General features: G+C 58.6%; 10 protein-coding genes and 1 pseudogene. 4 read left to right on the plus strand and 7 right to left on the minus strand.

Going from position 1 to position 13,378, the window contains the following annotated elements:
* Positions 1-65: 65 nt before the first annotated feature.
* Both CU_RS06320 and CU_RS06325 read right to left on the minus strand, forming a co-directional pair.
* The gene (locus CU_RS06320) at positions 66-1,757 is read right to left on the minus strand and encodes a hypothetical protein (protein ID WP_231837804.1); all 1,692 of its coding nucleotides are present in this window, start codon (positions 1,755-1,757) and stop codon (positions 66-68) included.
* A gap of 193 nt (positions 1,758-1,950) precedes the next feature.
* The gene (locus CU_RS06325) at positions 1,951-2,757 is read right to left on the minus strand and encodes a hypothetical protein (protein WP_012360502.1); all 807 of its coding nucleotides are present in this window, start codon (positions 2,755-2,757) and stop codon (positions 1,951-1,953) included.
* Between the two features lie 224 nt (positions 2,758-2,981).
* Between CU_RS06325 and glnA the strand changes: the two genes are divergently transcribed.
* Both glnA and CU_RS06340 read left to right on the plus strand, forming a co-directional pair.
* On the plus strand, positions 2,982-4,418 hold the full coding sequence (gene glnA, locus CU_RS06330) for a type I glutamate--ammonia ligase (protein ID WP_012360503.1): 1,437 nt from the start codon (positions 2,982-2,984) through the stop codon (positions 4,416-4,418).
* 563 nt (positions 4,419-4,981) lie between these two features.
* Positions 4,982-5,950: a GIY-YIG nuclease family protein gene (locus CU_RS06340; protein WP_041628488.1), complete on the plus strand. Its 969-nt coding sequence runs from the start codon at positions 4,982-4,984 to the stop codon at positions 5,948-5,950.
* Between the two features lie 3 nt (positions 5,951-5,953).
* Here CU_RS06340 and CU_RS06345 read toward each other — a convergent pair.
* A pseudogene (locus CU_RS06345) lies at positions 5,954-6,334 on the minus strand (type ISP restriction/modification enzyme); the annotation flags it as partial.
* Positions 6,335-6,367: 33 nt separating this feature from the next.
* Between CU_RS06345 and CU_RS06350 the strand changes: the two are divergent.
* Entirely contained in the window at positions 6,368-7,153 is a 786-nt protein-coding gene (locus CU_RS06350) for a hypothetical protein (protein WP_148264197.1), read from the plus strand.
* Positions 7,110-8,774 carry an AAA family ATPase gene (locus CU_RS06355; protein ID WP_158307921.1) on the plus strand — a complete coding sequence of 555 codons (1,665 nt, stop codon included), beginning with the start codon at positions 7,110-7,112 and terminating at the stop codon, positions 8,772-8,774. Before CU_RS06350 ends, CU_RS06355 begins: the two co-directional genes overlap by 44 nt.
* Before the next feature lie 55 nt (positions 8,775-8,829).
* Here the strand turns inward: CU_RS06355 and CU_RS11135 are convergent, their stop codons facing one another.
* The 4 genes from CU_RS11135 to CU_RS06370 all read right to left on the minus strand — a co-directional run bounded on the left by CU_RS11135 (position 8,830) and on the right by CU_RS06370 (position 13,369).
* Positions 8,830-8,994, minus strand: coding sequence for a helix-turn-helix domain-containing protein (locus CU_RS11135; RefSeq protein ID WP_148264198.1), 165 nt, complete (start codon positions 8,992-8,994; stop codon positions 8,830-8,832).
* Positions 8,995-9,339: 345 nt separating this feature from the next.
* On the minus strand, positions 9,340-9,924 hold the full coding sequence (locus CU_RS06360; protein WP_012360509.1) for a type ISP restriction/modification enzyme: 585 nt from the start codon (positions 9,922-9,924) through the stop codon (positions 9,340-9,342).
* Positions 9,921-10,172 (minus strand): recombinase family protein, encoded by a 252-nt coding sequence (locus tag CU_RS06365; protein ID WP_012360510.1) that lies wholly within the window; start codon positions 10,170-10,172, stop codon positions 9,921-9,923. The genes CU_RS06360 and CU_RS06365 overlap by 4 nt, the downstream gene beginning before the upstream one ends.
* 2 nt (positions 10,173-10,174) lie before the next feature.
* Positions 10,175-13,369 (minus strand): type I restriction endonuclease subunit R, encoded by a 3,195-nt coding sequence (locus tag CU_RS06370; protein ID WP_012360511.1) that lies wholly within the window; start codon positions 13,367-13,369, stop codon positions 10,175-10,177.
* Positions 13,370-13,378: the final 9 nt, after the last annotated feature.

Below are 13,378 nucleotides of genomic sequence, written 5' to 3' on the forward strand. Positions count from 1 at the left end.
GCGCCCCTGCTGGGCTTATGAGGCTGCCCTGACCCGGCGGGGTGAGCCTCAGCCCGGGACCAGGGCTAGCGGCTGATCACCTTCTTCGTGGTCCGCGGCTTTGCGCCCAGGAATTGTCGCTTGAAGTACTCCGAGACGCTGCCGGACCACTGCCCAGCGCCTGGCTTCACTTGGCGTCCCTTGGTCGCCCCTCCCCGAGCGCCGGGCGCCATGCCGCCGTAGAAGCCGCGGCCGCGTTGGTTATTCTGCGCGGCGGCTGCCTGCTCAGCGTGTGGCGTTGCCGCAGTCGAGTAACCATGGCCGGTGCCGTGCATGCCCGTGTGCGGAGCTGCGTTGGGTGTGCCCGGCGCGCCGACACCGTGCAGCCCACGACCCACCGCACCGTTGCGGAGATTTTCAGGGTGCGCGGCGGGGAGCTCGGGGCGGATGACGGTAGCCCGTGGTGCCCTGCCCTGCCCGGTGGTGGCGTGAGTTCCGTAGCCCTGGTTGCGGCTGCCGGTGCGCTCGCCGGTGGCCTCCGCCCCGCCGAGCCCTGGCGCGTTCCGGAGTGCGCTGTGTGCGCCGGTGCCGTGTGGCGCGCTGCCACCACGTGGGAGTGGGGCTTGGCCGTTGGGCCGGTTGATTCCCGCAGTCGGCAGCGCGGGGCGGGCAGGCTGTGCTCCACCAGCGTTCGCGCTACCGCCCGCGCCCCGCTGGTTAGCCCCGGGCAGGGCGAGGCCCGGCGTAGTCGCGTTGCCGGGAGCCCCGCCCGGCATGCCTGCTGTGTGGGCGGGTGTATTCGCAGGCAGCTGTGCGCCTGCCGATGCCACTCCCGGACCCGCGGGTGCTGCGGGGCTGGCCCCTGCAGGGGCGACGTGTTGCTGGCTGGCGGGGAGGTGCTCCCCTGCCGCTGGGCTGGTGTTCCCGGCTGCCGGCGCATTGGCGGCGGCGTTGCCGCGACCTGCATCCGTCACAGCGTCGGCGGTTTGTGCCCCGAGTTCTTGGACGTTATTCGCGGCGGCGGGTGCGACGTTGCCGTTGATGCCCTGGAATGCCTCGGCGGGGCCGGTGGTGTTGAAGCTGGTGATGTTCACCCCGCCGCCCCCGTTGTGCCCGACGACCGGCACCCCGAAGTTATGGACTGGTGGCTTGAGCAGCTCCAGCGAGGGCTGCAGGTGCGTGCTCACGAAGGTCGCTACCGCAGCTTTCCGGGCTGCCACTACCCCGGGGCCAGTCCCCGCAAGTGCGTTGGTGCTTAGCAGCCCTTGGAGATAAGTCAGGTTCGCCGCCCTCACCACTGGAAACTGGCTCGCAGATTCGGCCATGAGAGCGGCATTGGCGGAGATGTTGTGACCCCGCTTAACGAAGTCCTCCAGGGCATGACGCACCTCATCGAAAGCACGCCCCTTGTTGTTTCGGGCGAGGTCGCCGGAGATCGAGTGCAGGGTGTGCGCCGTGGCTTCCAAACGGGTGGCTGCCTGCGACCATCTTTCTGCTGATGCCAGTGGTGCCGCATCCGAGCTGGTGAACATTCCGATCAGAACTTCAAGCTCGGTACCTGCTTCCGCGACTGTCACTGGTGCCGTGTAGTTCAGGTTCTTGAATGGTTCGTTGTCTCGTGGCTGAAAACATTCAAAGCTGCCAACTCCAGCTGCGTGCTTCGCGACATCAAATTTGTCGAGCACCTTCGCGCTGGACTTATCCTGCTGATCAATCGCGAAACCGAGGCTGTCCAGCAGATCCATCGCCCACTGCAGGTCATCCTGATACTTCTGCATCGCCTGCAGAACGTCCCCGGGCTGGCCACTCCAATAGGTGCTGTGCTGCGTAAAGGCCGCGTTTAGCGATGGAACCTGTGTATATGCGCCATCCCACGGCGAAGATGGCGCGATGGTCTTGGTTGAGTGCTCAGCACGAGCGAGACCTTGCTGAGCCGCTCTGATATCCGCAATCGATGCTTGAATTTCCATTTTAGAACCCCCCAGAAACGTTCCTGATGACTTGCCAATAAAGGCTATTAATTGTGCACATTGCGTACTGAGACTCGACGTTGCTTGCTCCCGTAGCGAGATAGACCCGATCTGTCCCCTTCAAAGCAGGGCCACGCACCATGCACGTACTCGCTCCCTTGGCTCCATGCATCGCGACGAATTCATCACTTCTTGGTAGCTGGTACTCCATCTCGCTCGTCAGTTCGTCCAACTTTGCGCCAGGAGTACCTACTGATAAGTCGAGTGCGTCGAGATTATGCAGCTGTTTTACATCTAGATTCGCGAAGTTACAGCTATACCTAATCTCGTTGTTAGTGCTGAGCTCTGGATCATCCGTGTACCCCAGCTCGGCCATGCGCTCGCGCACCACCGGGCCGCAAATATCCGGCAAACCCACAAAGTCCCCCTTCACCTGCCCCTGCTTCAACTTTGGGATGTCCACCGGCTCACCGACGAAGCGCTGCGATTCCCACACCACATGCTCCCGGCGACCATAGGGCTCCTTCTCGAACCAGATGCCATCGAAGCCCTCCGGCCTGGGCCAAGAAAGATCCATCCCACCGTTATTAGACAACCGCTCGCCCAGTTCGGTTCCCACGTAGTTTCCGGCGTCCACGATCGGCATCACCCCCGCGGCCTCCCGCTGCAGCTCGCCACCCGTGCCGGGCGCGAAACCCATCACCCCCGCCAGGCCCACGATCGTGGCGATCACCACCACGACCCGCATGATCCCGCGAGGAGATCGGGTGGTTGTGCGGGGGTTGACGTCGTTAAAAAAGCTGGTCACAGCGCCCCCTCAAAAAACAATGATTTCCCTCCCCACCCCGCAACCGGTGCCCCCTGCTGCGGGAACGAGGTAAAAGAAACAGTAACCCAGCGGCCACCGGCGGGGACGGGAAAAACGGAAAGTTCACCCCCGCGTTATCCCCGAGGGCAATACTCGGGATAACGGCGGGTAAAATGTGATCCGAGCAACCCCCACAGACACGACTACGAAGAGCGGAGTTTAGCGTGGCATTTGAAACACCCGAAGAGGTCGTGAAGTTCATCAAGGACGAGGACGTGGAGTTCGTCGACATCCGCTTCACGGACGTCCCTGGCACCGAACAGCACTTCAGCATCCCGGCAGAGGCTTTCGACGAGGACGCCATCGAGGAAGGCCTGGCCTTCGACGGCTCCTCCATCCGCGGATTCACCACCATCGACGAGTCCGACATGAACCTCCTGCCGGACCTGTCCACCGCGAAGATCGACCCGTTCCGCGAGTCGAAGACGCTGAACATCAAGTTCTTCGTCCACGACCCGTTCACCCGCGAGCCGTTCAGCCGCGACCCGCGCAATGTGGCGCGTAAGGCGGAGCAGTACCTGGCGTCCACGGGTATTGCGGATACCTGCCTCTTCGGCGCGGAGGCGGAGTTCTACCTCTTTGATTCCGTGCGCTACCGCGTGGAGGGCCACGAGGCGTTCTACAGCATGGATTCCGACTCCGGCTGGTGGAACCGCGACCAGGAGTTCGACCTGGATGGTTCCCGCAACCTGGGCTACAAAACCCGCCCGAAGGGTGGCTACTTCCCGGTCGCGCCGTACGACCGCTACCAGGATCTGCGCGATGAGATGAGCAAGGAGCTCATGAAGGCCGGCTTCACCCTGGAGCGTCTGCACCACGAGGTGGGCTCCGGCGGGCAGCAGGAGATCAACTACAAGTTCGACACCCTGCTGGCCGCGGCGGATGACATCCAGACCTTCAAGTACATCATCCGCAACGTGGCATGGCGCAATGGCAAGTCCGCGACCTTCATGCCGAAGCCGCTGGCCGGCGATAATGGTTCGGGTATGCACGCGCACCAGTCCCTATGGAAGGACGGCGAGCCGCTGTTCCACGACGAGAACGGTTACGCAGGGCTTTCGGATACCGCCCGCTACTACATCGGCGGCATCCTGGAGCACGCTGGCGCGGTGCTGGCATTCACCAACCCGACGCTGAACTCCTACCACCGCCTGGTGCCGGGCTTCGAGGCGCCGATCAACCTGGTGTACTCGCAGCGCAACCGTTCCGCGGCTGTGCGTATCCCGATCACGGGCTCGAACCCGAAGGCGAAGCGCATTGAGTTCCGCGCGCCGGACCCGAGCGGTAACCCGTACCTCGGCTTTGCCGCGATGATGCTGGCCGGCCTGGATGGCATCAAGAACCGCATCGAGCCGCACGAGCCGGTGGATAAGGACCTCTACGAGCTGCCGCCGGAGGAGGCGAAGAGCATCCCCCAGGCGCCGACCTCCCTGGAGGGCGCGCTGAAGGCCCTGGAGGATGACAATGAGTTCCTCACCGAGGGTGGCGTGTTCACCGACGACCTGATTGATACCTACATCCGCTACAAGGTGGATAACGAGATCATGCCGAGCCGTTTGCGCCCGACTCCGCTGGAGTTCGAGATGTACTACGACTGCTAGTTGCTGGTCTAGCGCGAGGCTCGGAAGCTGTTGGTAGCTTCCGGGCCTTGTGCTGTTGGTGGGAGGGGGGTGTCCCTTCTTCTGGCAAATGGGGTTGCTGGGGGTTGCGTATTGGGGAGGGCTGGGCTCAACGGTGAAGTGCCCCAGGTTTTGTTCCGTCGAAGGCTTTGTAGATATCGACGACGTTGCCTTTCATCGGCTGCAGCAGCTCCTTGTGCGTGGTGGGTGGTGGTGTTTGTCGGGATTCTAACAGCCAAGCATCGTGGAGGCCGCTGAGCTCAATCCGGGATACAGGAGTGCGGGTGCCCTGGAGTGAGCCAAGGGGCATTACGGCCAGTTACTCGAAGTAGTCCTCGTCGATCTCGACGATCTGGACCGTCCGCTTGGTCTGCACACCAACGCCGTACTTGATCATCAGTTTGGCAAGCAGCGCACCATCCATAACAACCACCCGGGACTGAACAGGCCCCGCATAACCAATAGCCCCAGAGCTGATGGTGAAAGGCTCGCGCGGATTCATCCTCCGCGACAATTACTCACGATGTGACTTTTACAATCTTTGTATGCAGCTGCCAGAGGGAAGAACCATCGACGTGCGCGATCTTACGTCACTTGCGCCCGCGTTTAAGAAGGGCGACTCGGAGTGTGGGGTCTACCGCCTCCACTTCGAAAATGGAGAGGCATACCCGGGCAAGTCCAAGAATGTAGTGAGCCGATTTGCGAATCATAGACGACGATGGCCAGACATCGTTGCCGTCGATTTCTTCCCGATGCCGGAAGACCAAATCACGGCCGCGGAGCAATTTTTAATCACCGAGACTGAAGCGCAATACTCGGTGCGAAACATCATGCTCACCAACCGGCCACGGGGAAATGACACTGCTGAGATCGTGACCCTGAATGGCTCAACCGTGTCGCTGCCGTGGGAGCGAGAACGTGCGAAAGGCGCCACTCAGTCGTATGCGGACGAGTTCGACGCGAAGCCCGCCCAGCTTCTTCGGCACCCCGAATTCCCAGAAATTCGTGCTTTGCTTGGGTGGTACATCGCCTACACCATGCCAGACCCGGCAGCGACCGCAGGCCAACTATGGACGGTGACATGTATGCCGTCGACAAATCGCACTCGAACTGAGCACCGCCTGGTCACGCTGTCCTGTGGAAACCTGGAGACTCTGTTCATTGTGGCGAGCAAATCGGTGGATTACGCCAACGACCCGAACGCGTTCGTCGCCGTAAACGTGAACACGGCGCTCTTGGACAGCCACACGCAGTTCCGAGATCCATCCGGTCGTTGGGCGGTTTTCAGTCGCGGGTACAGAGGAGAGAAGGTGTCGAGTCTCCAACTCGACCTGGGCACTCTGCTCGCAGTCATCGACGGCCATATCGAATTTCCGCATTTCGACGAATTGCTTGCTGAGGCATACACGCTCAATACCCGCCTCATGCGCCGCGGCTCCACGATGTATTCGCGCTTCCACAACGAGAAGCTCGCGGACCTGCTCCTCGCGGAGGCCGTGACCTGGGAGGAATAGAGCCTAACCTTCCAGCCCCTGCACGATCCGCACCGTCTCCACTGCCACACGTGTGACCTTAGCAATGAGGTCCAGGATGTAGAGCGGATTGCCCACCTCGTCGGCCCAGTCGTTGGGGTCGTTGACAATCCCGGACGCTTTATCCCGCTTCACCTGGTAACGATCAATCAGCCACGCCAACGCAGAACGCGACCTCAACACATACTCGTCAGCCTCAGCAGGGATACCGCTTATCGTCACGCGCTTGTTGTAAATCAGCTTGGTGACATCATTGACGCTCTTTCCTGTCTCCGGGTCCTTCTTGCGTGCCCACTTCATCTTCAACACACGCCAGGTATCCGGGTCGGACTCATTGCCCTTCACCGCGATGCCCAGGGGGCACGGGCCCTCGCCCTTATCCACACATGTAGAGCAAACATGCTGGCAAACGGTACGAAACGGACCTCGAACAGCGATTCCTCAGGTAACATACCAGCTGTCAATCCGGATCAAGTTCTTTACATGCGCGAGCAGGAGGAAATCATGCTGACAAAAGTACTGAGCATTAAAGGGATAGGATTGCTCCACGGCGCCAAGACGGAAAAGCCAAACTTTTTCCGCAAAGCAACGCTTCTCTACGCGGAGAACGGGCGAGGAAAATCTACCTTCGCGAGTCTCTTGACCTCCTGCTCTACTGCGGACGCTGAACTAATTGAAGAACGCGCCACCATTGACGCAGGGGTGGAGCCTTCGGCGGAACTCATGTTTGGCAACTCGGCAGCGAGATATGAAGATGCCGCCTGGAGCGGATATAAACCAAATATCATCGTCTACGACGGCAACTTCGTAAACAATAACGTCCATTCGGGCATGGAAGTTACGTCAAGCCAACGGGCAAATCTCCTAGACTTCGCGCTCGGCGTCAATGCAGTTAGAGCCAGAGCCGATGAAGCCCGGGCTACAGATCGCGCAAAAACGGCGGGTCAACTTGTCAAGTCACTGAAGGAGGAGTTGCAGGCTCTTACAAAGGACGAAATGTCCTTGCCACAGTTCCGAGCGCTATCTGAAGATGCGAAGATTGACGAAAAAATCTCGGACGCTGAACAACGGCTGGAAGCGATAAAAAAGAGTCGCAGAAATCAAGCGCAAGCCACTGCCGCAAACATTCCGTTTTCCCGAGTTGAATATCGACTCGATTTTTTCACTCCTGAACCGCACGCTTGAAAGTGTTCATGCGAAAGCCGCCGCGAAAGTGACGGAGCATCTGGGGCACCTGGAAGATTCAAACTCGGCTGCATGGGTGCAGCGCGGGCTCGAACTAGCACAAAACGAGAATTGTCCATTCTGCGGCCAAGATGTCAGTCGCGTGGAACTACTGGAAATGTACCGCATCTATTTTGATCGAGCTTACAGCGATCTCCAGAAAAGTGTCGCAGATACGTCGGTAAAAGTCTTCTCTTCAGTAAACGCGGCGATAGTCGATCAAGCAGTGACGAACCGGCTGCGCAATAACGAAACAATCGAACAGTGGGAAGGTCACGTAACACTAAACCCGCTGACTGGAGAGAATGACGACCTGGCCCGGGCTTCGTTGGAGAATCTGCGCGACCTATTGGAATCGCTCTTTGCCCGTAAAACGTCTGCGCTCACAGAGGCGCACGGCAGCAACGATGAAGTGAAAGAAGCCGCCCGGTTGTGGCAGCAGGCTAAATCGGTTTACGACGATGAGAACTCGATCGTGGAAGGTTACACAAAAAGTATCGAGGACTACAAAAGTTCACTCGCCTCAGCGTCGCTTGATGATGTTAGTAAGGAACTCAAGCACCTTTCCGTCGTTAAGGCTCGATTCAGTACCGACGCTGTCACGATCATCGATAAATTGAAAGATGCCGAAGCCGACCTTAAAGATGCTGAACGGGAGAAGAAGACTGCTCGCGACACATTGAATCAAACTATGGTCGGTACACTTAGCCAATTCAAAGAGGACATCAACTCTCATCTCGACGAGTTTAACGCCGAATTTCGCATCAACGAATTTAGTCACAACTATCGCGGAAAGAGCCCGCAGGCTGAGTACGGGATACAGTTGCGTGGCGAGGCAATAGAACTAGCGGGGGGACGCCCAACATTCGCCACCGCCTTGAGCGAGGGCGATAAGAAGACGATGGGGTTCGCATTCTTCGCGGCTTCGACTCTGGCTGATCCAGATCTCGGAAAGAAGATTGTGGTAATTGATGACCCTATGAGTAGTCTTGACGCACCTCGTCGGGATCACACCATTGAGGTCCTTGACCAAATCTCCGCGCGTGCTGAGCAAGTCATTATTATCGCACATGATGCCCATTTTCTCCGAGCGATGCAGGGCAAATTTGAGAAGAGGTTTGAGAAAGACGAAATAGGGACGCTGCATCTGAAGATGGTGAAGAATGGCTACTCTGATTTCGATACTCTGGACCTTGATTATCTTTGCCAATCGCAGTATCTCGCCGACTATAAACTTGTGACAGGCGTTGTTGCAGGTGAGATAAACGATCCTGAAGGAGTTGCACGAGGCGCTGTCGCACTGCGACCACTTTTGGAAGGCTATCTTCATAGGAAGTACCCAGGGATCATCCCTACGGGTATCACGCTAGGGCGCGCCATCGAAACGATTGAAAGTAAAGGCGGGACAAATTCACCGTGCGCCGCAATGTTCGACCGTGTCGAAGAGTTGCACAAGATGAATAAGTACGCCAGCAAGTTCCATCACAATACGCAACCAGACATGGTAGCCGCCCAGCGGGAAAGCCAGTCTGCGATTGTAAACAACGGTGCGAGGATTCTAGAGTTCATTCACTCTGCGTAGAGAGATGCAAGAACGAAGGTCGCTACTGTTCCTCACTGAAGAGTTGGCTGACGCCTTATTGCAACTCCCTTGCTATCCCCGGCATTCGCTTGAGGTTCAGTGGCATTTTACCTAGTTCCGCCTGCACTAGCGAAGATACAGATAAACCGGCGTTATGCGCGAGTCGCTCCTGACTGATGCCGAGGTGTTTTCGCGGGTAGCAATGCGCCGACCAAACCATTGGAGGAACTCTTCAATTTGAGGATCGCTATTGTCGTTGTTCACGCATCGAATTTGTCTGCGACTAGTCTCAGACTCCAGAGCGTGAAGAAACAGCACTAGCCGCCTAGTAGTACTCTGCTAGGTGGTGATTTTCTTGACCTGGAGATGACCCAACGAACCGCCCTTCTGCCCTCGCCCTACCCTTCACGATTGCCCTCTTGCTCTGCGGTTGCTCAGGGAACGCGGGTATCCCCACCTCCGAGCCAACCCAAGGGGTTACCCCTGTTGCAACGTCGACCGACGCGCGAGGGAACTCGACTTCGCCAGCAGGTCTCTATCTGGATGTCACCGCCCATCCAGGGACTCAGCAGATCTCGATGCTGCAGTGCTGGCAGACCGCTGCGCCGGGCAAGGACGCGACCGTGTACGAACCCTTGGAGGATACGTACACTCTCGAACTTAACGGCGAGACCCGGATGTTCGACACGGCGACCGATTCATGGACGCCCGACGAAGACCTGTCGGAATCTGTCTTGTTGAATCGGGATACTGATGACAAGCCAACGATCACAAGTGGGGGCGAAGCAGACGCAATCGATTGGCGGGCCGTTAAGTGCAGCTCGAAGCTGAACAGCTCACCATCCGAGGCCGCAGCAGGCTCCCAGGTGAAACGCGAGAAATACCGACCGGCGTTCGAGCCGTAAAGAGCCAAGTCCGGAAGCAGATTAGTCGCAAAGGCACTGTAGGGTTTCACCGCGCCTACGGTCATCTGAGCAAACCCGATGATGTTGTGGTGCTGCGTCGGGAACATCGACGGCAACTGATACACCATGTCGTTGAGTTCTTTCGCAAAGTAACTGCGCTGTTTGAAAAACGGACGGTACAACGATGTATACACACGGTCTGTATTAACCGTAATCTCAGTTCCGCGGGCTAACTCCTGCTTCAAGCTGCGGTTCCATGAACCTTGCGTGCTTTCGACGGGGCTGTGGCCAGCAGGTCTTCGGCCAGGGCGTAGGTAGCAGCGCCTTCTTCGCGGAGGGCTTCATCGAGACCGGGGCGAGACCACTTGGCATCATTAATGGTGTCGCTGTCGCTGTGCTTAGGGTCGCAACCAACGTCGATGAGGCCCTTGCGTTGCGTGTCCAGCGACTGCCCCTGACGGGAGGTCGAGACGCGCGCGTAGCCGATCAACATGCCTACTCACCAGCCAGTTCTTCCTCGGTCACGCTGAGGTCGGCAGGCAACGCGCCGTCGATGATGTAGGTGCGCAGCAGCTTGTCCAGCATTGCACGGACCTTGAACTTCGATACCGGTGCACCGGTGGCCTCAGCGAAGTATGCTGCCGCTAGGTCAAGGTCAACCGATTCTTTCAGGTCATCGAAGCGCCCGTACTCGTTGATGGTTGTTGCTGTAACCCGGATGTCGAGAATTCGGTGCAGCTGCACCATGTCCAGCCCCAGGCGCTCATGCAGCCGTACCAGCTGCCGGTCGCGCTCGGTGATGCGGTACTCGTTGATGTAGTCGTGCACTGTCTTACCCGGTTGCAGGGTCACGTCACCTGCTTGGAGGTCGTGCAGCCAGCGGTTAGCGTAGCGCTGGTCATCCTTACTCAGACGCGCGAAGCTGTCATGCAGCTCTTCCAGCAGGTCATCGAGCACATCCTGCGGCACGCCGTCCTGGAGGGCCTTGAGGTACTTGTCGAACTTGCTGTTGAGGTACTCGGCATCAATGCGGTCGGTGTCGATGTGCGTGATGTGCACGTCAATGTCGAAGGGTGCATCCTCAGGCAACTGCTCTGAGTCGTCGCCTGCTTTGCCGAGTTCCTTATAACGGGTCACCAGCGTGGTGTAGGTGTCCTCGGTAAGTTCCACCACGATAGGCTCCAGCGGGGCATCGAAGTAGTAGGTGTCCTTGTCCCAGGTGAAGCCCTGCACCTGCGCGGCCTGAAGTTCCCGGTACATGCGGTTGAAGGTCTTGGCGAACTCGCCTTGGTCTGCCTCAACGTCGGGTAGCTGCGAGAAGTCCGGCTGGCCGGTCTTCGGGTCTGTAAACAGCGCCTCGATGGTAGCGAAGCACTCGTTAGTGGACTTGAGATGGTCACCGAGGTGGTCCACGAACAGACCGAGGGGGCGGTCGCCGGAGTAGAGCTTTACCGCCCGGTCGATGTTGCCCCGCATAGTGTGCGGTCTGCGGTAGTAGCGGATGGACCCGAAGGGCTTTTCCGGGCCGAAGATGCGGTTGGTGCGCGAGAAAGCCTGGATGATGGATTCGTATTCGATTACCTTGTCCAGGTACAGGGTGTTGAGCCACTTGGAGTCGAAGCCGGTGAGCATTTGGTCCACGACGATGAGCAGGTCGATGTGTTGGCTGCGGTCCTCGAGGAAGGCCTTGGCGTTGTAAGGCTTCTTGTGGGCTAGGCGCTTGGAGACGTCCTTTTTGAACTCATCATGGGTCGGCATGGTGAAGTGCTGGCCGTAGGTGTTGTTGTAGTCGCGGAGAATCTCCAGCAGGCCGTCTTCCTTGAACAGCTGATTGTCCCCGGCGTTGTCGATGTTGGGGTCGAATAGTGCTGTCACGTTGATATGCGGGTACTGGTTTTTGAAGATGCGGTAGTACTCCACGGCGTCGGGGATGCTGGAGGTCGCGAGGATGGCATGGAACATGCTGTTGCGGCTCAGCTGCATCCAGTGCTCGTTGATGTCGCTGGCGACAGCCTCGCGGTGGTTTGCCTTTTCATACTGGGTCGTCGGCAGGTAGTCCTCGATGCCCTTGGTGACACGCTTATAGGTGCTGTTGCCTTTATCATCCTTTTCCAGCTCATAGATAGAGGCCATAGGGACCTGCTTCTTGTCCATGAACTTGCTGTAGACTGCCGCCTTCTGCGGGTCCGAAAGTACTTCCTCTACGGTCTTGGCCTTGGCCGCCTGGAGGGCGACCACGGTGCGCACGTCATGTGCCCTGAAGGTCTCCACCATCTCCGGGTCGAAGCTCAACACATTCTTATCGCGGATGCCATCGGCAATCGAGTAGCGGTGTAGCTCATTGCCGAACAGGGTGGTCGTGGTGGAGTGCTTCTTCTGGTTCTCATCGTGGATGGGCGTGCCGGTGAAGCCAAAGAACAGCGCGTTCGGCAAGGTACGCTTGACGGAGGCGAGCATGTCACCGAAGGTGGTGCGGTGTGCCTCATCGACGATGAAGACCACGCGCTTGGAACGGATGAGGTCCAGGTCAGCTGTCTTCATAGTCTCAGCGTTGACGCGGCTCATCTTGTGCAGTGAGGTCACGATGAGGGTGGAGCGCTTGTCCTTGAGCAGCGTTGCCAGGTTGGCAGCACTGGAGGTGTCCTCCACCGCGATGCTGTCACCGCCGTAGCTGACGTAGTTCTCCAGCGACTGCGTGCCCAGCTCCACACGGTCGAGCAGGAACACTACCTTGTCGGCGTTGTGGGAGTCAGCGATGAGCTGAGCGGTCTTGAAGCTAGTAATCGTCTTGCCGGAGCCGGTGGTGTGCCAGATGTAGCCCCCCAGCTGGTCGCCGCTGTCCCAGTCGTGACGGTCCACACGGTCAGCGATACGTGAGGCTGCATAGTACTGGTAGGAACGCATAACCAACAGGTTGCCGGAGGCCCGGTCAGCGACGGTGTAGAAGCCGATGAGCTGGTGCGCCATCGGAATGGACAGCAGCGCACGTGCCACGTCATCCCATTGATTGACCGGCTCGTTGTTAAAGTCGGCCCAGTGGAAGAAGTAGTCCGGGTTGAACTTGCCTGCGCCCGGGTTGGCGAAGTAGAGCGTCTCCTCTGGGGTGATGGCGACGAAGATTTGCACCAGGGAGAAGATGCCCTGGTAGACGCCCTCGTGGGCGTACTTGGCTATCTGGTTCGCACCTTGGGAGACCGGCACGCCGGAGCGCTTCAGCTCGATGTGGAAGACCGGCATACCGTTGATGAGCAGCATCAAGTCGCCACGTCGAATGGGCAGCAGCTTATTGGCGGTCTGGAAGCGCGGCTGGACGGCAATCTGGTAGCGCGACTGGCCACCGGCAATCTCTAGGCGGTCGTAGATTTTCAGGCTGACCTCAGAGCCGAAGTTGGGGGCCTGCGGTGCATCTCGGGTAATGGTCACGGTGCGACCGTTGATGAACTCGTTGAGCGCCAGCGGCGTGCGCAGGTTGTTGACCTGCTCGATGATTTGTGCCATCTCGCCTTCGGTGAGCGGCACGTCGCCTAGCAGGTTACGGCCCCGGTTGTTGGCGTAAAGAATATCTGCCCAGTTGTCGATGAGCTGTTGCTCTGTCGGGAAGCGCAGCAGCTGCTTGCTCCAACCGTGGCGGGTGAGCAGGTCGATGAGCGCAGCCTCGAACTCAGCCTCAGAACGAAATGGTGTGGTCATAGCCGCTCC

Origin of the sequence: Corynebacterium urealyticum DSM 7109 (assembly GCF_000069945.1) — a bacterium.
Classification (GTDB): domain Bacteria; phylum Actinomycetota; class Actinomycetes; order Mycobacteriales; family Mycobacteriaceae; genus Corynebacterium; species Corynebacterium urealyticum.

Bases quoted from the DNA above. Each gene is read 5' to 3' on its own strand.
- CU_RS06320 (WP_231837804.1), bottom strand. From the start codon at position 1,757: ATGCAGAAGTATCAGGATGACCTGCAGTGGGCGATGGATCTGCTGGAC.
- CU_RS06340 (WP_041628488.1), top strand. From the start codon at position 4,982: ATGCAGCTGCCAGAGGGAAGAACCATCGACGTGCGCGATCTTACGTCA.
- CU_RS06350 (WP_148264197.1), top strand. From the start codon at position 6,368: ATGCTGGCAAACGGTACGAAACGGACCTCGAACAGCGATTCCTCAGGT.
- CU_RS11135 (WP_148264198.1), bottom strand. From the start codon at position 8,994: ATGGTTTGGTCGGCGCATTGCTACCCGCGAAAACACCTCGGCATCAGT.
- CU_RS06365 (WP_012360510.1), bottom strand. From the start codon at position 10,172: ATGTTGATCGGCTACGCGCGCGTCTCGACCTCCCGTCAGGGGCAGTCG.
- CU_RS06370 (WP_012360511.1), bottom strand. From the start codon at position 13,369: ATGACCACACCATTTCGTTCTGAGGCTGAGTTCGAGGCTGCGCTCATC.